The organism is Streptomyces sp. A18, assembly GCF_059026065.1.
In genome coordinates this window covers 267,627-287,978 of sequence record NZ_JBWLKL010000009.1, presented here as the reverse complement: position 1 = coordinate 287,978, position 20,352 = coordinate 267,627, and the positions used below count along the sequence as shown (strand labels likewise).

Below are 20,352 nucleotides of genomic sequence, written 5' to 3'. Positions count from 1 at the left end.
TTGTCGCTGCGGGGCAATCGGGCGGGTGGGCGGGAAAGGCTTGTTCGGCGAGGGGCGGATGCGGGGTGATCGGGCGGGCGGGCGGGAGAGGCCCGTTCGTCCAGAGCCGGACCCGGGGCAATCGGGCGGGCGGGCGGGAGAGGCCCGTTCGTCCAGAGCCGGACCCGGGCCGACCGGGCGGGCAGGTGGGAGAGGCCCGTTCGGCAAGGGGCGGACGCCGGGGGACCAGTTGAGCCCCCGGCTAGCAACCGTGCTGCAGGTACCCCGCAACCGTCTCCGCCAGGAGCCCGCCGCCGTCGCCTGACCACAGGGTGTCGTTGAAGAGCTCGACCTCGATGGGGCCCCCGTAACCCGCCTCCTCCACCAACGCTCGCCACGACCGCAGGTCGATCGAGCCCTCCCCCAGCTGGCCTCGGCCGTTCAGGACGCCCGCCGGCAACGGAGTGATCCAGTCCGCCAGTTGGAAGGCGTGGAGGCGTCCGCCCGCGCCCGCGCGGTCGATCTGCGCGGGCGCCCGGTCGTCCCACCACACGTGGTAGGTGTCCACGCAGACCCCGACCTGCGAAGCCGGAAAGCGCTCGGCCAGGTCCAGCGCCTGGGCGAGCGTGGAGACCACGCAGCGGTCCGACGCGAACATGGGGTGCAGGGGTTCGATGGCCAGGCGGACGCCCCGCGATGCCGCGTACGGAGCGAGGTCCGCGAGCGCTTCGGCGATCCGCGAGCGCGCCCCGTGCAGATCCTTGCTGCCGGCGGGCAGGCCGCCCGAGACCAGGACCAGCGTGTCCGTACCCAGCGTCGCCGCCTCGTCGATCGCCGCCCTGTTGTCGTCGATGGCCCGCACGCGCGCGTGCGGGTCCGTCTCGGTCAGGAAGCCGCCTCGGCAGAGCGTCGTGACCGTCAGGCCCGCGTCGCGCATCAGCTTGGCGGTCCTCTCCAGGCCGTAGGACTTGACCGGCTCTCGCCAGAGGCCGACACCGGGGATCCCCAAATCCGTGCAGGCGGACACCAGTTCCGGCAGCGACAGCTGCTTCACCGTCATCTGGTTGATGGAGAAGCGCGCCAGGCTCTCGCTCTCGCTCATTGCTGGACTCCGTACGTGGTGAGCAGGTTCTTCATGCGGGACTCCGCCAGGAGCGGGTCCGGGAACAGGGACAGTTCGTCCGCGAGTTCGTACGCGCGCGCCAGATGAACGAGTGAACGCGCCGACTGCAGACCGCCCACCATCGTGAAGTGGGACTGGTGGCCCGCCAGCCACGCCAGGAACACCACACCCGTCTTGTAGAAGCGCGTGGGCGGCTGGAAGAGGTGGCGGGAGAGTTCGACCGTGGGGTCAAGGCAGGCGCGGAACGCCTTCGTGTCGCCGGTGTCAAGCAGCCGCACCGCCTCTGCCGCCAGCGGAGCCAATGGGTCGAAGATGCCCAGGAGGGCGTGGCTGAAGCCGTGGTCGTCGCCCGCGATCAGCTCGGGGTAGTTGAAGTCGTCGCCCGTGTAGCAGCGGACGCCGTCCGGGAGGCGGCGGCGCAGCGCGATCTCGCGAGCCGGGTCGAGGAGGGAGATCTTGATGCCGTCGACCTTGTCCGGATGCGCGGTGATGACCTCCAGGAAGGTCTCGGTCGCCGCGTCCAGGTCCTCGCTGCCCCAGTAGCCGGTGAGCGCCGGGTCGAACATCGGGCCGAGCCAGTGCAGGATCACCGGCTCGCTCGCCTGGCGCAGGAGGTGGCCGTATGTCTGGAGGTAGTCGTCCGGTCCCTTTGCCGCCGAGGCGAGCGCTCTGGAGGCCATCAGGATCACCTGCGCGCCGGTCGATTCGACCAGGGCAAGCTGCTCCTCGTACGCGGAACGGACCGTCAGCAGGTCCGCCGGGCCCGTGAGTTGGTCCGTGCCCGCGCCGCAGGCGATCGCGCCACCCACCGACCTCGCCTCCGCCGCGGAACGCCTGATCAGTTCCGCCGCGCCCTTCCAGTCCAGGCCCATCCCCCGTTGCGCCGTGTCCATCGCCTCGGCCACCCCAAGGCCCTGCGACCACAGGTGGCGGCGGAAGGCGAGGGTCGCCTCCCAGTCGACGGCCGCCGGGGAGTCCGGGGAGACGTCGGCGTAGGGGTCCGCCACCACGTGTGCCGCCGAGAAGACCGTGCGGGAGGCGAGCGGACCGCCGGGCGCCGGCCGCGAGGAAGCGGCGCTCCGGGGCTCGTACGGGCGCGTGGTGCCGTCCTCGCGCGGGAGCAGGAGTGTCATCGGTCGATCTCCGGTACCTCGATGCGGCGGCCCTCCGCCGATGACTTCAGGCCCAGTTCCGCGAGTTGCACGCCGCGTGCGCCCGCGTGCAGGTCCCAGTGGTAGGGCGCGTCCGCGTACACGTGCCTCAGGAACAGCTCCCACTGTGCCTTGAAGCCGTTGTCGAACTCCTGGTTGTCGGGGATCTCCTGCCACTGGTCCCGGAAGGAGTGGGTGGCGGGCAGGTCCGGGTTCCAGACCGGCTTGGGGGTGTGACTGCGGTGCTGTACGCGACAGTTGCGCAGGCCCGCCACCGCCGAGCCCTCCGTGCCGTCCACCTGGAACTCGACCAGCTCGTCGCGGTTCACGCGGACCGTCCAGGAGGAGTTGATCTGCGCGATCGCGCCGCCCTCGAGTTCGAAGATGCCGTACGCGGCGTCGTCCGCCGTCGCGTCGTAGGGCTTGTTCTGCTCGTCCCAGCGCTGCGGTACGTGGGTCGCGGCCAGCGCCTGGACGCTGCGTACGCGGCCGAACAGCTCGTGCAGGACGTACTCCCAGTGCGGGAACATGTCGACGACGATGCCGCCGCCGTCCTCCGCGCGGTAGTTCCAGGAGGGTCGCTGGGCGCTCTGCCAGTCGCCCTCGAAGACCCAGTAGCCGAACTCGCCCCTGATGGACAGGATCTGGCCGAAGAAGCCGCCGTCGATGAGGCGCTTCAGCTTGAGCAGGCCCGGTAGAAAGAGCTTGTCCTGGACGACGCCGTGCTTGATGCCGGCGGACTGGGCAAGGCGGGCCAGCTCCAGGGCGCCCGCGAGGCCCGTCGCGGACGGCTTCTCGGTGTAGACGTGCTTGCCCGCGGCGATGGCCCGCTTGATGGCCTCCTCGCGTGCGGACGTGACCTGCGCGTCGAAGTAGATGTCGATGGTGGGGTCCGCGAGGACCGCGTCCAGGTCGGTCGAGACGCTCGCCCCGGCATCAAGTCCGTGGCGCTCCGCGATCTCCCGCAGGGCGTGCTCCCTGCGGCCCACCAGGACCGGCTCGGGCCACAGGACCGTGCCCTCGGCGTCGTCCAGGGCGAGTCCGCCCTGCTCGCGCAGGGCGAGCAGGGAGCGGACGAGGTGCTGGCGGTAGCCCATCCGTCCCGTCACACCGTTCATGGCGATGCGCACCGTCTTGCGAGTCACAGAAGTCCCTCCGTACGCAGGTAAGCGTATAGCAAGCGCTTTCTATACGAGAAGAAGCTAGCCTGCCGCACAAGGTTCGGACAAGGGCTTCGGACCAGAGCCGTGACCGGAGGACGACGAGATGACCGTGACCCTGGCCGACGTGGCGGCCCGCGCCCAGGTCTCCCCCGCGACCGTCTCCCGCGTACTGAACGGCAACTACCCCGTCGCCGCGGCCACCCGGGAGCGGGTCCTGCGGGCCGTGGACGACCTCGACTACGTCCTGAACGGACCCGCGAGTTCGCTCGCCGCGGCCACGTCCGACCTGGTCGGCATCCTGGTGAACGACATCGCCGACCCCTTCTTCGGGATCATGGCGGGCGCCGTCCAGTCCGAGATCGGCGGGCCCGGCGGGCGCGCCGGTGGCGAGCGGATGGCCGTGGTCTGCAACACCGGCGGTTCCCCGGAGCGCGAGCTCACCTACCTGACCCTGCTCCAGCGTCAGCGCGCCGCCGCGGTCGTCCTGACCGGCGGCGCCCTGGAGGACCCCGCCCACGCCGCCGCCATGTCCGCGAAGCTGGCGCGCCTGGCGGACGCGGGCACCCGGATCGTGCTCTGCGGGCGGCCCCCGCTGGAGGACTCGGACGCCGCGGTGGCCACGCTCACCTTCGACAACCGCAACGGCGGGCGGCGGCTCACGGAGCATCTGCTGACACTGGGGCACCGCAGGATCGGCTACGTGGCCGGGCCGGTGGAGCGGACGACGACGCGGCACCGGCTCGAGGGCCACCGCGACGCACTCGCGGCGTCGGGCGCGGGGAACGCGGGCAACGGCGACCAGGACGAGCTGACGGTCCACGGCCCCTACACCCGCCGGTCGGGCTACGAGGCCACGCTCGAACTCCTGCGCCGCGCCCCCGACTTGACCGCCATCGTGGCCGCCAACGACACGGTCGCCCTGGGCGCGTCCGCCGCCCTGCGCGAGCGCGGCCTGCGCATCCCCGAGGACATCTCCGTGGCGGGCTTCGACGACCTGCCCTTCTCGGTGGACGCCGTCCCCGCCCTGACGACCGTACGACTGCCGCTGCACGAGGCGGGCGCCCGCGCGGGCCGCCTCGCCACGGGCGCGGAGGAGGCACCTCCCGGGGGCGTGGCGACGATCGGGGCGGAGCTGATGGTGCGGGGGTCCACGGCGCCGCCGTGTCGCTGAGCCTCGATGTCGTTGACATCACCGGGAAAAGGAGGCTCATATGGCAGTCATGGTCATGGATGCACCCAGCGCCTGGGACGTACTGGACGGCGTCAACCTTCCCCGCGGCTACCGCGTCGAGATCACGGAGGGGAAGATCATCATGACGCCTCAAGGTGAGTACCAGTGGAAGGTCATCCTGAAGGCCGCCCCCCAGATCGAGCAGCAGCTCGCCGCGCATGGCGACATCCTCTCGGACGTCATGATCGACTTCCCGTCCAGCCAGTACGGCTACGCGCCCGATCTGGCGATCGTCGCCCCCGGAGCCGAGCGCAACAGCCGTGGCCGCTTCGAGTGGCACAGCCTGGAAGCGGTCATCGAGGTCGTCTCGCGGAGCAGCAGGGACAACGCCTTCGCCAAGAAGTTCCACCTCTACGCGGAATGCGGCATCCCCCTCTCCGTGGTCATCGACCCCGAGGACGGCCTCTGCACCGTCCACCGCGGCCCGACCAGGACCGGGAGCTACGAGGACGAGGCGAAGATTCCCTTCGGTCAGGATCTGGTCCTGCCCCTTCAGGGGCGCGACATCACCATCGCGACGGACGGCTTTCCGAAGGCCGGGGACCTGGACTGATCCTCCGTGACAGCGCCACCTCCCTTCATCCACCACCTCGGCGTCTTCGCCTCCGACTTCGAGGCCAGTGAGCGCTTCTACAGCGCCGCCCTCGGTGCGCTGGGCATCGGGATCGGTTACCTGGCCGATGGGGTCGCCGAGTACTGGCTGCCGGGGCAGGACACGCCCTCCCTCTCCCTGGAGCGGGCCATGGACGCGCCCACCGGCGGAGTCCATGTCGCCTTCGGTGCCGCTGACCGGAGTGCCGTCGACGCGTTTCACGCCGCGGCCGTCGCCGCCGGTGGCGCCTCGCGGCACACTCCCCGGCACTGGACCGAGTACCGCGCGTACTGCGCCTTCGTCAGTGACCCCGATGGCAACAACATCGAAGCCGTCCACAAGGAGACCACTCCGGGCGAGGCATAGCGGTCATGGACAGTGCGGCGTACCCTTGACTCAGTCAACGGTAGATCGGACCGTTCCGATGCCCGTCGAAGTGAGTGATCCCCGATGCCGCACGCCTCCGATACGCCCATCCACGAGATCCGCGCCTTCAACCGCTTCTACACGAACCTCATCGGCGCCCTCGACTACAGCCGCCAGCTCTACGTCCCGTACACCCTCACCGAGGCCCGCGTTCTGTACGAGCTCGCGCATGCCTCCCATCTCGACGCTGCCGATCTTCGGGCCGAACTGTCTCTCGACGCGGGGTACTTGAGCCGTCTGCTCGGCAAGTTCGAGAAGGCCGGGATCGTCGAGCGTGCGCCGTCCGAGCGTGATCCGCGGCGTCAGCGCATCACGCTCACCTCGCGGGGGCGGGAGACCGCCGGGCTGCTGGACGAGCGGTCCAATGAGGCCGTCGGGTCGCTGCTCTCGACCGTCCCTGCCGGTCAGCGGCCCCGGCTCGCCGCCGCCCTGCGTACCGTGCGGGAGATCCTGAGCGGCAGCGAGGAGGGCGCCGCGGCCTCGCGGCCGCTGCTCCGTGAGCCCGGTCCCGGCGATCTCGGGTGGATCGTGCAGCGCAACGCCGCCCTGTACGCGGCCGAGTTCGGGTTCAACGCCGACTACGAAGGTCTGGTCGCCCGCATCGTCGCCGACTTCGCCGAGGACCACGATCCGCACCTGGAGCGCGTGTGGATCGCCGAGCTCGAAGGGCGGCCCGTGGGGTGCGTGATGTGCGTGCGCGACGAGGCGCCGGGGACCGCGCGGCTGCGGCTCCTGCTCGTCGAGCCGGACGCGCGCGGGCATGGCCTCGGCGATCAACTCGTCGGAGCATGCGTGGAGTTCGCGCGCGGCGTCGGCTACCGCGAGATGGTCCTGTGGACCAACGACATCCTCGGCGCCGCCCGCGCCATCTACCAGCGGCACGGATTCTTCCTCGTCGACGAGAAGCCGCACCGCTCGTTCGGCGTCGACCTGCTGGGGCAGAACTGGCAACTGCACCTAGGGTCTGCGTCATGAAACTCGCCTTCTCCACCCTCGGCGTGCCCGGACTCCCCCTCGCCGACGTGCTGAACCTGGCCACCACCCACGGCTATCACGGCATCGAGCTGCGCGCGCACCCCGAAGAGCCGGTCCACCCGGGGATCGACCTCACCGAACGGGCCGATGTAGCCGCGCAGTTCAAGGCCGCGGGCATCGAGATCCTCGGAATCTCCGGGTACGCGCGCGTGGCCGAACCCGGCGACGACGAGCCCGTGCTCGACGACATACGTTCCCTGCTCACCCTCGCCCGCGACCTGGGCGCCCCCTTCATCCGCGTCTTCCCCGGCGGCGGCACCGAGCAGAGCGCGGAGGAGGCCGACGCTACGGCGGCCCGACGGCTCGGCACCGCGGCCGAGTACGCCGCGGACTTCGGCGTACGCATCCTCCTGGAGACCCACGACTCGCACCGCACCGGCGCCGCGGCGACGCGCGTGCTCGGCGCGGTCGGCCACCGTCACGCGGGCGCCCTGTGGGACGTGATGCACACCTGGCTGGGCGGCGAGTCCCCCGCGGAGAGCCACGCGGCGCTCTCCCCGTACCTCGGCTACGTACAGGTGAAGGACATCGCGTCGGCCGAGGACACGACGCCGCTCGGCCTCGGCGAGGGCGTCCTGCCGCTCGCCGAGTGCGTGGACGCGCTGCTCGGCGGGGAGCACCGGGACGGCTGGCTGTGCTGGGAGTACGAGAAGCGGTGGTACGAGGATGCCGCGCCACTGCCCGAACTCCTGGGTCCGGGACGGGACTTCCTGTCGCGGCTCCTGAACCACCACGCCTGACGTCGGCGCCCGAACCGCCGGGTCGCATGCGCCGAGGATCACCCGGCGCGACCCTGTAGGACCAGCGCGGATCTCCGCATGATGGGATGAAGCAACGCTTACGAATCAGGCGACGCTCCCGTGCGTCGCCGACGTATGGGGAGGGCATCCCGTGCTCGATCTCGCTCGGCTCCGCGCCCTGCACGCCGTCTCCGTGCACGGCAGCGTCGGCGCCGCCGCCACCGCGCTCGGCTACACGCCGTCCGCCGTCTCCCAGCAGATAGCCAAGCTGGAGCGCGAGACCCGTACGACCCTCCTCGAACGGCAGGGCAGGGGCGTCGCGCTGACCGAGGAGGCGCACCATCTCGCCGCCACGGCACAGGAGTTGATGGCGATCGTGGAGCGCGCGGAGACCGAGCTGGAGGAGCGGCGCGGGCTGCCGGCAGGGCGGCTGACGATCGCGGCGTTCGCCTCGGCGGCGCGCGGTCTGCTGCCCGGCGTACTCGCGGATCTCGCCCGGCTCCATCCCGCCCTTGACACCCGGATGTCGGAGATCGACCCGCATCTCTCCGTGGACCTGGTGACCAAGGGCGCGGTGGACATGGCGGTCGTGCACGACTGGGACATCGCGCCGCTGCCGGTCCCCAAGCTCTCGACTTCGCTCGAGCAGGGGAGACCCCAATCTCCGGGCGTCGAACAGGCCGTCATCGGGGACGACTACTGCGATCTCGTCGTGCCCGCCGGGCACCGGCTCGCGGGGCGCGCATCCGTGCGGCGCGAGGAGCTGAAGGGCGAGCGGTGGATCGCCCAGCCGCCGGGGCTCGTCTGCCACGAGTGGCTGGTCCGCACCCTGCGCGAGGCGGGCTGCGAGCCGGACATCGCCCACACGGCGGAGGAGAACCCCACCCTGGTCGCACTGGTCGCCGCGGGGCTCGGCATCGCGCTCATCCCCCGCCTCGGCCGCGGCCCGATCCCGGACGGCGCGGTCACCGTGCGGCTCGATCCGCTGCCGGTGCGGCGGTTGTACGCACTGTGGCGGGCGGGGGCGTCGCGACGGCCCGCGATCGCGGAGACGGTACGGACGCTGCAGGGCCAGTGGCTCGACGTGGCGCCCGAGGCCGCAGGAATGACTGCCCGCTGAACCTCATTGCTCTCACGCGTACCACTTTCCGGAAATCGCCCCCTGCCGGGAACCCCCGCGCAGTCCGCACCGTCCAACCGGCATGCCTGCCGGGTGAGTCTCCGCGAGGCGGTGTCGGCATCGCTGCTGGCTGCGAACGCTGACCACCCTCTCCGCCGCCCGCGGCCGGCAGCATGCCGTCACCGGTGCGCCCCCTCCAACAGCGCCGGTGACGGCCCCTCCGCTCCACGGCGAGCGCACAGTGGCTGCCGATTCTCTTGACCGGCAGAAATCTTCGGGATATCCGTGACTCTCGGAAAGTTTCCTTCAGCCGGTTTCCCCAGCCCGGCTACCGGTCCGGCATCCGTCCCCGAAGGACGTCCCCGAAGGAGCGCACATGTCCCACCGCAACGCCTCCAGACGCACCTTGCTCACCGCCACGGCCGTCGCGGCGACGGCCCTTGCCGCGCCCTCCGCCGCGCACGCGGCCGGCAGCGGCGACCGAGGTCGCGACAGGAAGCTGCGGGAGCTGATCTCCCGCATGAGCCTCGAGGAGAAGGTCGGCCAGCTCTTCGTGATGCATGTGTACGGCCACTCCGCCACCGAGCCCGACCAGGCGGACATCGACGCCAACCTGGAGCAGCTCGGCGTCCGCACCGCGGCCGAAGCCGTCGCCAAGTACCACCTCGGCGGCATCATCTACTTCGCCTGGGCCCACAACACCCGCGCCCCGCACCAGATCGCCGACCTCTCGAACGGCATCCAGCGCGCGGCCCTCGAACCCGATGAATCACCCACCGCCCGCATCCCGCTGCTCATCTCCACCGACCAGGAACACGGCGCCGTGGCCCGCGTCGGCCTCCCCGCCACGCTCCTGCCCGGCGCGATGGCCCTGGGCGCCGCGGGCTCGCGCTCCCTCGCGCGCAAGGCGGCCCGCATCGGCGGCACCGAGCTGCGCGCCCTCGGCATCCGGCAGAACTACGCCCCGGTCGCCGACGTGAACGTCAACCCCGCCAACCCCGTAATCGCCGTACGCTCCTTCGGCTCGGACCCCGAAGCGGTCGCAGGTCTGGTCGCCGCCCAGGTCAAGGGCTACCAGGGCGCGGACATCGCCTCGACCTCCAAGCACTTCCCCGGGCACGGCGACACCAAGGACGACAGCCACTCGCACCTGCCGTACATCCACCACACCCGTGAGCAGTGGGAGACCCTGGACGCCCCGCCGTTCCGTGCCGCGGTGGAAGCGGGCATCGACTCGATCATGACCGCGCACATCGTGGTGCCTGCCCTCGACCCGGCCGAGGACCCGGCGACGCTCTCCCGCCCCATCCTGACCGGCATCCTGCGCGAGGAACTCGGCTACGACGGCGTCGTGGTGACGGACTCGCTCGGCATGCAGGGCGTCCGCACGAAGTACGGCGACGACCGCGTGCCGGTACTCGCCCTGAAGGCGGGCGTCGACCAGCTCCTGAACCCGCCGAAGCCCGCGATCGCCTATAACGCGGTGCTCCAGGCGGTGCGGGACGGCGAGTTGACGGAGGACCGCCTCGACGAGTCGCTCCTGCGGATCCTGCGCCTCAAGGCGAAGCTGGACCTGTTCTCCGACCCGTACGTCACCCCGCGCGGCGTCGACCGCGCGGTCGGCACGCGCGCGCATCTCGCCGCCGCGGACCGGATCGCCGAGGAGACGACGACGCTGCTCGTCAACGAGGGCGGGCTGCTTCCGCTGTCGCGGCGCACGCAGCGGGACGTGCTCGTCGTGGGCGCGGATCCGGCGTCGCCGTCCGGGACGACGGGGCCGCCGACGACGGTACTCGGCCGCGAGCTGACGGCCCTCGGCTTCTCGCCGACGGTCCTTCCGACGGGCACGGCTCCCTCCGCCGCGAAGATCGCCGAGGCGGTGGCGGCGGCAGCGGGCAAGGACGCGGTGCTCGTGGGCACGTACAACGTGGGGGCAGGGAGCGCGCAGATCGCCCTGGTGCAGGCGCTGGTGGCGACGGGGGTTCCGGTCGTCGCCCTCGCGATCCGCAATCCGTACGACGTGGCCCGGCTTCAGGGTGTGGGCGCGTCCCTCGCCGCGTACTGCTGGACGGACGTCGAATTGCGCGCTGCGGTACGGGTGATCGCGGGGCTCGTCGAGCCGAGCGGGAAGCTGCCCGTGCCGGTGCAGCGGGCGGATGATCCGGCGCAGGTGCTGTACCCGGTCGGGTACGGCCTGACGTACTGATCCGTACACATCCGTACACGGCCTGACGTACTGATCCGTACGTCGGGCCACCGGCGCACCACCTCCACCTGACCCAAAGCACCCCACGCACCTGGCGTGCACCCGCCTCGCGGGTCACGCTGGGTGCACATATCGGGGGGTTTGCCATGCTTGCCTTGCTTGGCCGGAGGTCTGCGGGGGTGCTGCTGCTGGTGGTGTCCGCCGCCGTCACCGGCTGCCAGAAGTCCTCGGATCCCGGGTCCGGTTCGTCGCACCTCGAGGACCGAGAACCGTCCTCGTCGGTGTCGTCCGGGCACGGAGCCGTCTTCCTCGCCGTGGACGAGTGCAGTTCGCGGGGGCGCGAGACGTTCACGGAGGTGTCCTGCACGAGTGAGCGGGCGGCGGCGCGGGTGGTCGCCCGCTACGACGGCAAGGTCTCGGAGGGCCCTTCGTGCCCCGCCCGCACGGACTTCGTGCTCCACATCAGCGAGAACCGTCCCGCGGTGGACGAGGACGGGAACGGGGAGGTGCCGCGGGGGTACGCCTGCATGCGGAACCTGGAGGAGCCGCATCCCGGGGATCCCGGGGGCGGGGGTGGGCCTCGGACTGTGGTGGGGGACTGCGTGTACAGCGCGGGGCGGGGGGAGGTGCGGGAGACGGCGTGCGACGGGTCGGGGCCGAAGACCCCGGAGTACCGGGTGACGGTGGCGGTGGCATCGCGTGCGGAGTGCACTGCTGCGACGGAGCTGTACGTGTCGCTGGAGGGTGGGAAGCCGGTGGGGTGTGCGGTGCGGGTGTGAGCGGGGTCCCCTTTTCCCCAACCCCCGCCCCTTCTCGAAAACCCGCTGCGCGGGGGCCCTGCTTGCCGTCATCACCGGCTCCGCCGAGTTCGTCCTCAAACGCCGGACGGGCTGAGAATCAGCCCGTCCGGCAGCCAGGTCTACGGCCGCAGAGTCAGCTCCCGGTCCGCGTCCTTGCGGTCAAGCTTCGCGTCATACGGAGCCAGCGGCTTCGGCGCAGCCGATGTGGCGACCCCGGCCCAGGCCTGGATCCGTTCCGTCGCCTTCGTCTTGTCCGCGGGGACGAGGCCCGCCACATTCGCGCCGTGGTTCGCGCCCGGCGCGGTGAAGACGTGGGAGTCGTGCTTCGCGCCCTTGGCGGGGCGGAACGGCTCGGCGCCCCACGGGTCGTTCTCGCCGTAGACGTACATCATCCGCTGCGAGTTGTGCCGCACCCAGCGGTCCACGTCCTTCATGGCGCCCGACTGGAACTTCATCGGGATCTCGCGCGGCACGAAGTTCCGCGGCGGCTGGTAGCCGTAACGGCTCAGGTCGCCGAGCCAGGGCTGGGAGATGTCGGGCGAGCCCAGCTGCGTACCGGCCTGGTAGTAGTACGGCGTGTACGGGGTCAGGCCCTGGTCCGTGTAGGACGTCCAGCCGCCCACCTCGTCGACGTAGTCGAAGATCGCCTGGTCCGAAGCGGTCGACGCGTCGGGGACGTCCGCGCACGCCGACTCGGGCTGGTACTGCCAGAAGCCCCACACCAGGTCGAGGACGACGGCCTCGAACGCCTTGTCCAGGTTGCCGACCGTCTTGAAGGTGTAGTTGCCCGCCTCGGCGAAGGCCGCGTACTTCTTCTCCAGCGGCTCGCGGCGCACCAGCGCCTCGCGCTGCACGGCCTCCAGCTTGGCGCGGCACTCCTTGGTGCCGACCGTCTCGAAGAACTCGTCGTAGCGCGAGTCCTCCTTGTTCACCACGTCGTTCGGGGCGACGTACGCGACGACGCCGTCCATGTCACGCGGGTAGAAGCGCTCGTAGTACGTGGCCGTCATGCCGCCCTTCGAGCCGCCGGTCGCCACCCACTTCTTGTCGTAGATGGGCTTCAGCGCCTTGAAGATGCGGTGCTGGTCGCTCGCGGCCTGCCAGATGTCGAGCTTGGACCAGTCGGCCGGCTGGGGGCGGGACGGCGTGAAGTAGCGGTACTCCATGGAGACTTGGTTGCCGTCGATGATCCGCGTCGGCTCACTGCGGCTGGGGGTCGTCGAGACTCCGTAGCCGCTGGTGAAGAAGGCCGTGGGGCGGGCGGTGTCCTTGTGCAGGACCGTCAGGCGCTGCTTGAAGGTGCCCTTGGAGGGGTGCCGGTGGTCAATCGGCTGGGTGTAGTTGAGGACGAAGTAGCGGTAGCCGGTGTACGGCTTCTCCTCGATCAGGCTCATGCCCGGTATCGCGAGGAGCCGGTCCTTGATGTCCGTGGCCTGTGTGTCCGTGGCCTGTGTGTCGATGGCTCGCGGCTCGGCGGCGGTGGCCGTCCCTGCCGCGCTCAGTGTGCCCGCGGTGCCTATCAGCACCACGAGCGACAGCAGCCATCTGAGCGCCTTGCGCATGCACTCTCCCCTAAGTTCGCGATTGCGTCCGCCGGAACTTATCGGAGCAACTCGCTCACCACTAGGGGCTCTTGCGTCACAACCGGACGCAGTACGTCACAAAGGGGGCAACACTCTCAGCGCAGGGCCGCTCTCAACACACGACCGCCCTCAGCACAGGATCCAGCCCGAGCTGACCTTTCCGGCGCCGACCTGGCCCTTCACCCACACGCACCGATGCCCCGCGTGCACCGTCACCGGTCCCGCGTGATGCGTGTAGCGGCCCTTGTCCCTGGCCGGGCGGTTGCCGCGGGCCTGGACGCTGACGGACATCGTCTTGCGGGCGCCGGGGCGCTTGGCGACGGTGACCGCGCAGACGAAGTTGCGCTTCTTGTAGACGACGACCTTGCCCGTACTGAAGGAGAGGGTGCGCACTTTGTGTCCGGCGCAGCGCCCCGCCGACGCCTGGGCCTGCGCCGCACCGGCGCCCGCGACACCGAGCAGGACGGCAGCCGCAAGGACGAGGGCACCGAGCGCAAGGCTCCGCCGTATTCGACCACTGCTCACCAGTTCCCCTCCCGACACATCCGCATCAGCGTACTGATGTACGGACGCCGGCCGAAGGGTCCCCGGTTGCGCGACCGCCCCGATTCTTCGGCGGGCTTCGGCCCGTGGGCTACGCGGCCGACGGCTCGGCCTCCCCGACGAACGTCCGCCACAGCGTCGCGTACCGCCCGTCGAGCGCGAGCAGCTCCTCGTGCGTGCCGTCCTCCGCGACCCGGCCGTGGTCCATGAGGATCACGCGGTCCGCACGGGCGGCGGTGGTGAGGCGGTGGGCGACGACCAGCGTGGTGCGCTTGCCCGCGATGCGGTCGGTGGCCTGGTTGACCTGCGCCTCCGTGGCGAGGTCGAGGGCCGCGGTCGCCTCGTCGAGGAGCAGGATGTCCGGGTCGACGAGCTCCGCGCGGGCCAGGGCGATCAGCTGGCGCTGTCCCGCGGAGAGGTTGCGGCCCCGCTCGGAGACCTCGTGGAGGTAGCCGCCGTCCAGGGTGGCGATCATGTCGTGCGCGCCGACCGCGCGGGCCGCGGCCTCCACCTGGGCGTCGGTGGCGTCGGGCCGCCCGTAGGCGATCGCGTCGCGCACCGTGCCCGCGAAGAGGTAGGCCTCCTGCGGGACGACACCGAGGCGGTGGCGGTACGAGGCCAGGTCCAGGGAGCGCAGGTCGGTGCCGTCGACGGTGACCCGGCCGCCGGTCGGGTCGTAGAACCGGGCGACGAGCTTGACCAGCGTGGACTTGCCCGCGCCGGTCTCGCCGACGAAGGCGACGGTCTGGCCCGCGGGGATGCGCAGGCTCACGTCGCTGAGGGCCTCCTCGGGTTCGTCCGCGGAGCCGTACGCGAAGTCCACGTCCTCGAAGGCGATCTCGCCGCGCAGGGACAGGACGTCCAGCGGCTCGTCCGCGGCCTTGGTCGAGGTCGGCTCCCGGAGCAGCTCCTGGATGCGGCCGAGCGAGACAGTGGCCTGCTGGTAGCCGTCGAAGACCTGGGAGAGCTGCTGGACGGGCGCGAAGAACAGGTCGATGTAGAGGAGGTAGGCGACCAGCGCGCCGGTGGTCAGCGTGCCCGCCTCCACGCGTCCCGCGCCGACCATCAGGACCGCCGCCGCGGCGACCGCCGAGAGCAGCTGCACGAACGGGAAGTAGATGGAGATCAGCCACTGCCCGCGGATGCGGGCGCTGCGGTAGTCGGCGCTGGCCTGCGCGAACTTCCTGCCCCCGGAGCGCTCGCGCCGGAAGGCCTGCACGATGCGCAGCCCGGCGACGGACTCCTGGAGGTCGGCGTTGACCACCGAGACGCGCTCACGGGCGAGTTCGTACGCCTTGACGCTGGACCGGCGGAAGAAGAACGTACCGATGATCAGCGGCGGCAGCGTCGCGAAGACGACGAGCGCGAGTTCCACGTCGATGACGAGGAGCGCGACCATGATGCCGAAGAAGGTGACGACGGAGACGAAGGCGGTGACGAGGCCCGTCTGGAGGAAGGTGGACAGGGCGTCCACGTCCGTCGTCATGCGGGTCATGATGCGCCCGGTCAACTCCCGCTCGTAGTAGTCGAGTCCGAGCCGCTGGAGCTGGGAGAAGATCTTCAGACGGAGGGAGTAGAGCACTCGCTCGCCCGTCCGTCCCGTCATCCGCGTCTCGCCGATCTGCGCCGTCCACTGGACGAGCACGGTGAGCAGCGCGAGCCCGGACGCCACCCACACGGCGCCGAGCGCGAGCTGCGAGACGCCGTCGTCGATGCCGTGCCGGATCAGTACGGGGAGCAGCAGCCCCATGCCCGCGTCGATGGCCACGAGGAGCAGGGCGAGCAGCAGGGGCTTGCCGAATCCGGCGAGCAGGCGGCGCAGGCCGTACGAGTCCTCCGGGGTGACCGCGCGCGCCTCGTCGATGCCGGGGGTGTCGGTGGCCGGGGGCAACGCGTCGACCTGCGCGAGGAGTTCGGGTGTCGCGGGCATCCCGGACATCGCTGGGTCTTTGGCGGCCTTGGTCTCGCGGTCACCGACCCAAAGCGGCGGGGTGATGCCGCGCTCGGCGTCGAACTCGGCGTCGAGCTCGTCGCGCAGGGAGGTGTCCTCGGGGAGCTCGACCGGGACCGCGTGGCCGGGTGAGACGCCGCCGAGCTCGTCCGGGTCGGTCAACAGGCGCCGGTAGAGGGCGGAGTTCTCCGTCAGCTCCTCGTGGGTGCCGATGGCGGCGAGGCGTCCGCCGTCGAGTACGGCGATGCGGTCGGCGAGGTTCAGGGTGGAGCGGCGGTGGGCGATGAGGAGGGTCGTGCGCCCGGCCATGACACCGCGCAGGGCCTCATGGATCTCGTGCTCCACGCGCGCGTCCACGGCCGACGTCGCGTCGTCGAGGACGAGGAGGCGCGGGTCGGTGAGGATGGCGCGGGCGAGCGCGACGCGCTGGCGCTGGCCGCCGGAGAGGGTGAGGCCGTGCTCGCCGACGGTGGTGTCGTACCCGTCGGGCAGCTCGGAGATGAAGCGGTCGGCCTGGGCGGCGCGGGCGGCGGTCTCGATCTCCTCCTGGGTGGCGTCCGGCTTTCCGTACGCGATGTTGGCGCGGACGGTGTCGGAGAAGAGGAAGGAGTCCTCGGGCACGAGGCCTATCGCGGCCCGCAGCGATTCGGTGGTCAGCTCGCGCACGTCGTGCCCGCCGATCAGGACGGCGCCATGCGTCACGTCGTAGAAGCGGGGCAGCAGCAGCGAGACGGTGGACTTGCCGCTGCCGGACGTGCCGACGACGGCGAGGGTCTCGCCGGGCCTGATCTCCAAGGAAAGGCCGTCCAGGACGGGGCGGCTGTCCTCGTACGCGAAGGAGACGTCGTCGAACTCGACGGTGGCCGGGGCGTCGGCAGGCAGTTCCTTGGTGCCGTCCCGCAGCGTCGGCTCGGTGTCGATGAGCTCCAGGACGCGCTCGGCGCCCGCGCGGGCCTGCTGGCCGACGGTGAGGACCATGGCGAGCATGCGGACGGGCCCGACGAGCTGGGCGAGGTAGCTGGAGAAGGCGACGAAGGTGCCGAGCGTGATCTGCCCGCGCACCGCGAGCCAGCCGCCGAGCGCGAGCATCGCGACCTGCCCGAGCGCGGGCACGGCCTGCAGCGCGGGGGTGTACTTGGAGTTGAGCCGGATGGTCCGAAGCCGCCCCGCGAAGAGCTTGCGGCTGACCTCCCTGAGCTTCCCGGTCTCCTGTTCCTCCTGGCCGAACCCCTTCACGACGCGTACGCCGGAGACGGAGCCGTCCACGACTCCGGCGACGGCGGCGGCCTGGGCCTGCGCGTACCAGGTGGAGGGGTGCAGGCGGCCCCGGCTGCGCTTGGCGATGAACCAGAGGGCGGGGGCGACGGCGAGCGCGACGAGCGTGAGCGGGATGGAGAGCCACGCCATGATCACGAGGGACATCAGGAAGAGGAGGATGTTGCCGATGGTCATCGGCAGCATGAAGAGCAGGCCCTGGATGAGCTGGAGGTCGCTGGTGGCGCGTCCGACGACCTGCCCGGTGGAGAGCTCGTCCTGCCGCCGCCCGTCCAGCTTGGTGATCGTCCCGTACATCTCGGTCCGCAGGTCGTGCTGGACGTCGAGGGCGAGACGGCCGCCGTAGTAGCGGCGGATGTAGGTGAAGACGTAGACGAGGACGGCGGCGCCGATGAGCGCGCCGACCCAGGGCCCCATGGACCGGGTCTTGTCCCCGATGACGTCGTCGATGATCACCTTGGTAATGAGCGGGACGAGCGCCATGACGGCCATGCCTGCGAGCGAGGACCCGAGGGCGAGCACGACGTCCTTGGGGTAGCGCCATGCGTACCCCGTCAAACGTTTCGCCCAGCCGGATGTCTCCTGCTGGACTCCGCCCCGTTGCTCCGTCACGTGCTGCCTCCCGTCGACCTGACCTGCCGAGAGGCACAACCGGGGTGGGTGCTGATTTCATCCCGCCGCAACAAAGTACGGCCGGAGGTCCTAGGACCTCCGGCCGTACTGGGGATCCCGCGGGGATCAGATGTGCGTCGGCTCGAACATCCGCAGGACTGCCGGGAGCACGACGACCGAGGGGCCGGGCTCCGCGAGCGCCTTCGCGAGGTCCTCCTTCAGGTTCTCCGGGGTCGTCCGGACGCCCGGCACCCCGAAGGACTCCGCGAGGGCGACGAAGTCGGGGCGTGAGAGCTCCGTCGCCGTCGGTTCGCCGAACGCCTCGGACATGTACTCGCGGAGGATTCCGTAGCCCCCGTCGTCCACGATCAGCCAGGTGACCGGCAGGTCGTGCTGCTTGGCCGACGCCAGTTCCGCGAGGGAGTACATCGCGCCGCCGTCGCCCGAGACGGCGAGGACCGGCTTCGTCGGGTCGGCGGCCGCCGCTCCGAGCGCCGCCGGGAAGCCGTACCCGAGGCCGCCCGCGCCCTGGGCGGAGTGCATCGTGTTCGGGCGCCGGGCGTCGAAGGCGGACCAGGCCCAGTACGCCAGGATCGTCATGTCCCAGAAGGACGGCGACGCGTCCGGCAGCGCCTCGCGCACCGAGGCGAGGACCTGCTGCTCCAGGGTGAGTTCCTGGGCGGCGATGCGGTCCTTGACCTTGGTGAGGACCGTCCGCACCCGCTCGGGGGCTTCAGGGTCCTCCCTCGGAGCGTCGATCGTCTCCAGGAGCGCGGAGAGCGCGAGGCGCGCGTCCGCGTGGATGCCGAGTGCCGGATGGTTGGACTCCAGCTTCCCGGCGTCGGCCTCGATCTGGATGACCCGGCCGCGCGGCTTGAACGTGTGGTAGTTCGAGGAGAGCTCGCCGAGGCCGGAGCCGACCACCAGGAGGACGTCCGCGTCCTCCAGGAAGTCCGTGGTGTACCGGTCCTCCAGCCAGGACTGGAGCGACAGCGGGTGCTCCCAGGGGAAGGCGCCCTTGCCGCCGAAGGTCGTGACGACGGGCGCGTTCACCAGCTCGGCGAGCGCGAGCAGCTTGCCGCTCGCGTCGGAGCGTACGACTCCGCCGCCCGCGATGATCGCCGGGCGCTCGGCACGGGACAGCAGGTCGGCCGCCACCGCGGTCAGCTCGGGGCGCGGGACGACGTCGTCCGGGGTCGCGTCCATGGCCGTGACCACGGGCAGCGTCGTCTCGGCGAGCAGCACGTCCTGCGGGATCTCCACCCAGACCGGGCCGTGCGGGGCGGTGAGCGCCGACTCCCAGGCCGCCGCGATCGCGGAGGGGATCTGCGAGGCCGTGCGGACCGGGTGGACGGACTTCACGATGTCGCGGAAGGAGGCCTGCTGGTCGCGCAGCTCGTGGAGGTAGCCGTGCCGGCCGCCGCCGAGCCCCGCCACCGGGATCTGGCTGCCGATCGCGAGCACGGGCGAGGACCCGGCCGCCGCCTCCTGGAGCGCGGCGAGCGAGGTCAGGGCGCCGGGCCCGGTGGACAGGAGCAGCGGGGCGACCTCGCCCGTGATCCGGCCGTACGCGTCCGCGGCGAAGCCCGTGTTGTTCTCCACGCGCAGGCCGACGTACGACAGGGAGGAGCGCCGCAGGGCGTCGAACATGCCGAGCGCGTGCTGGCCGGGGAGGCCGAAGACCGTCGTCGCGCCGAGGCCCTGGAGGGTCTCGACGACGAGGTCACCGCCGTTGCGCCCGGCGGGCGGGTTCAGGGCCGCCTCCTGCTGCGCGTCCGTGGGGCGCAGTACTACGTCGTGGTCGTGCGTCATTTGGCCGCGCTCCCCTCGGTGGTCCGGCGGGCCTCCGCGATCTGGCGGGACATGATCGTCGTCAGCTCGTACGCGGTGTGCGAGGCGGCGACGGCCGTGATCTCCGCGTGGTCGTAGGCGGGGGCGACCTCGACGACGTCCGCCGATACGAGGTTGCAGGAGGAGAGCCCCCGCAGGATCTCCAGGAGCTCGCGCGACGTCATGCCGCCCGCCTCCGGGGTGCCCGTGCCGGGCGCGTGGGCGGGGTCCAGGCAGTCGATGTCGATGGAGATGTACAGCGGGCGGTCGCCGATGCGCTGGCGCAGCTGGTCGGCGACCTCGTCGGCGCCGCGGCGGTAGATGTCCGCCGAGGTGACGATGCCGAAGCCCATCTTCTCGTCGTCCGTGAGGTCCTGCTTGCCGTAGAGCGGGCCGCGCGTGCCGACGTGGGAGAGCGCCTCGGTGTCGAGGATGCCCTCCTCGACGGCCCGGCGGAACGGCGTGCCGTGGGTGTACTCGGCGCCGAAGTAGGTGTCCCAGGTGTCCAGGTGCGCGTCGAAGTGCAGCAGGGCGACCGGGCCGTGCTTCTTGGCGACCGAGCGAAGGAGCGGCAGGGCGATGGTGTGGTCGCCGCCGAGCGTCATCATGCGGGCGCCGGAGCCGAGGAGGTCGTCGGCGGCGGCCTCGATCGTCTCCACCGCTTCGTTGATGTTGAAGGGGTTGGCGGCTATGTCGCCCGCGTCGGCGACCTGCGCGAGCGCGAAGGGAGAGGCGTCCTGCGCGGGGTTGTACGGACGCAGGAGGCGCGAGGCCTCACGGATCGCGTTGCCGCCGAAGCGGGCGCCGGGGCGGTACGAGACACCCGTGTCGAAGGGCACGCCGACCACGGCGATGTCCGTCTTGCCGCCCACCTCGTCCAGGCGGGGCAGCCGGGCGTAGGTCGCCGGGCCCGCGTACCGGGGGACGCGGGAGGAGTCGACCGGGCCGCGGGGGGTCGGGGTCTCGGCGCTGCTCATGGTCGGTTTCCTCCT

16 protein-coding genes are annotated in these 20,352 nt (G+C 71.2%); 8 read left to right on the top strand and 8 right to left on the bottom strand.

The genetic code is table 11. The annotated features are described in order from the left end of the window. Nucleotides 1-241 precede the first annotated feature (241 nt). The 3 genes from AC5P1C_RS17925 to AC5P1C_RS17915 are packed head-to-tail and all read right to left on the bottom strand — an operon-like array spanning nt 242 to nt 3,398. Complete coding sequence (locus AC5P1C_RS17925; RefSeq protein ID WP_493866829.1) at nt 242-1,081, bottom strand: sugar phosphate isomerase/epimerase family protein; 840 nt, start codon at nt 1,079-1,081, stop codon at nt 242-244. Further along, entirely contained in the window at nt 1,078-2,235 is a 1,158-nt protein-coding gene (locus AC5P1C_RS17920; RefSeq protein ID WP_493866828.1) for a dihydrodipicolinate synthase family protein, read from the bottom strand. The genes AC5P1C_RS17925 and AC5P1C_RS17920 overlap by 4 nt, the downstream gene beginning before the upstream one ends. After that, nucleotides 2,232-3,398: a Gfo/Idh/MocA family protein gene (locus AC5P1C_RS17915; RefSeq protein WP_493866827.1), complete on the bottom strand. Its 1,167-nt coding sequence runs from the start codon at nt 3,396-3,398 to the stop codon at nt 2,232-2,234. Before AC5P1C_RS17915 ends, AC5P1C_RS17920 begins: the two co-directional genes overlap by 4 nt. A 121-nt stretch (nt 3,399-3,519) precedes the next feature. On the opposite strand from AC5P1C_RS17915, the gene AC5P1C_RS17910 reads away from it, so the two are divergent. The 8 genes from AC5P1C_RS17910 (at nt 3,520) to AC5P1C_RS17875 (ending at nt 11,545) form a co-directional block, all read left to right on the top strand. Further along, nucleotides 3,520-4,587 carry a LacI family DNA-binding transcriptional regulator gene (locus tag AC5P1C_RS17910; RefSeq protein ID WP_493866826.1) on the top strand — a complete coding sequence of 356 codons (1,068 nt, stop codon included), beginning with the start codon at nt 3,520-3,522 and terminating at the stop codon, nt 4,585-4,587. 40 nt (nt 4,588-4,627) lie between these two features. Continuing rightward, on the top strand, nt 4,628-5,200 hold the full coding sequence (locus AC5P1C_RS17905; protein WP_493866825.1) for a Uma2 family endonuclease: 573 nt from the start codon (nt 4,628-4,630) through the stop codon (nt 5,198-5,200). A 6-nt stretch (nt 5,201-5,206) separates the two neighbouring features. Then, nucleotides 5,207-5,605, top strand: a complete 399-nt coding sequence (locus AC5P1C_RS17900; protein ID WP_493866824.1) for a VOC family protein — start codon at nt 5,207-5,209, stop codon at nt 5,603-5,605. Between the two features lie 84 nt (nt 5,606-5,689). Continuing rightward, the gene (locus AC5P1C_RS17895; RefSeq protein ID WP_493866823.1) at nt 5,690-6,640 is read left to right on the top strand and encodes a bifunctional helix-turn-helix transcriptional regulator/GNAT family N-acetyltransferase; all 951 of its coding nucleotides are present in this window, start codon (nt 5,690-5,692) and stop codon (nt 6,638-6,640) included. After that, nucleotides 6,637-7,440: a sugar phosphate isomerase/epimerase family protein gene (locus AC5P1C_RS17890; RefSeq protein ID WP_493866822.1), complete on the top strand. Its 804-nt coding sequence runs from the start codon at nt 6,637-6,639 to the stop codon at nt 7,438-7,440. The genes AC5P1C_RS17895 and AC5P1C_RS17890 overlap by 4 nt, the downstream gene beginning before the upstream one ends. Nucleotides 7,441-7,591: 151 nt before the next feature. Then, nucleotides 7,592-8,560: a LysR family transcriptional regulator gene (locus AC5P1C_RS17885; protein ID WP_493866821.1), complete on the top strand. Its 969-nt coding sequence runs from the start codon at nt 7,592-7,594 to the stop codon at nt 8,558-8,560. Between the two features lie 376 nt (nt 8,561-8,936). Then, nucleotides 8,937-10,766, top strand: a complete 1,830-nt coding sequence (locus tag AC5P1C_RS17880; RefSeq protein ID WP_493866820.1) for a glycoside hydrolase family 3 protein — start codon at nt 8,937-8,939, stop codon at nt 10,764-10,766. A gap of 146 nt (nt 10,767-10,912) precedes the next feature. Then, nucleotides 10,913-11,545: a hypothetical protein gene (locus AC5P1C_RS17875; protein WP_493866819.1), complete on the top strand. Its 633-nt coding sequence runs from the start codon at nt 10,913-10,915 to the stop codon at nt 11,543-11,545. A 140-nt stretch (nt 11,546-11,685) separates the two neighbouring features. Here the strand turns inward: AC5P1C_RS17875 and AC5P1C_RS17870 are convergent, their stop codons facing one another. From AC5P1C_RS17870 to speB, 5 genes are all read right to left on the bottom strand, one after another. Then, the gene (locus tag AC5P1C_RS17870; RefSeq protein WP_493866818.1) at nt 11,686-13,128 is read right to left on the bottom strand and encodes a S28 family serine protease; all 1,443 of its coding nucleotides are present in this window, start codon (nt 13,126-13,128) and stop codon (nt 11,686-11,688) included. A gap of 150 nt (nt 13,129-13,278) precedes the next feature. Then, nucleotides 13,279-13,674 (bottom strand): hypothetical protein, encoded by a 396-nt coding sequence (locus tag AC5P1C_RS17865; protein WP_493866817.1) that lies wholly within the window; start codon nt 13,672-13,674, stop codon nt 13,279-13,281. Between the two features lie 109 nt (nt 13,675-13,783). After that, nucleotides 13,784-17,530 carry an ABC transporter ATP-binding protein gene (locus AC5P1C_RS17860; protein WP_493866816.1) on the bottom strand — a complete coding sequence of 1,249 codons (3,747 nt, stop codon included), beginning with the start codon at nt 17,528-17,530 and terminating at the stop codon, nt 13,784-13,786. A 126-nt stretch (nt 17,531-17,656) separates the two neighbouring features. Next, a complete protein-coding gene (locus tag AC5P1C_RS17855; RefSeq protein ID WP_493866815.1) occupies nt 17,657-19,342 on the bottom strand; it encodes a thiamine pyrophosphate-binding protein in 1,686 nt (561 codons plus the stop codon). Next, a complete protein-coding gene (speB, locus tag AC5P1C_RS17850; protein ID WP_249589806.1) occupies nt 19,339-20,337 on the bottom strand; it encodes an agmatinase in 999 nt (332 codons plus the stop codon). The genes AC5P1C_RS17855 and speB overlap by 4 nt, the downstream gene beginning before the upstream one ends. Nucleotides 20,338-20,352: the final 15 nt, after the last annotated feature.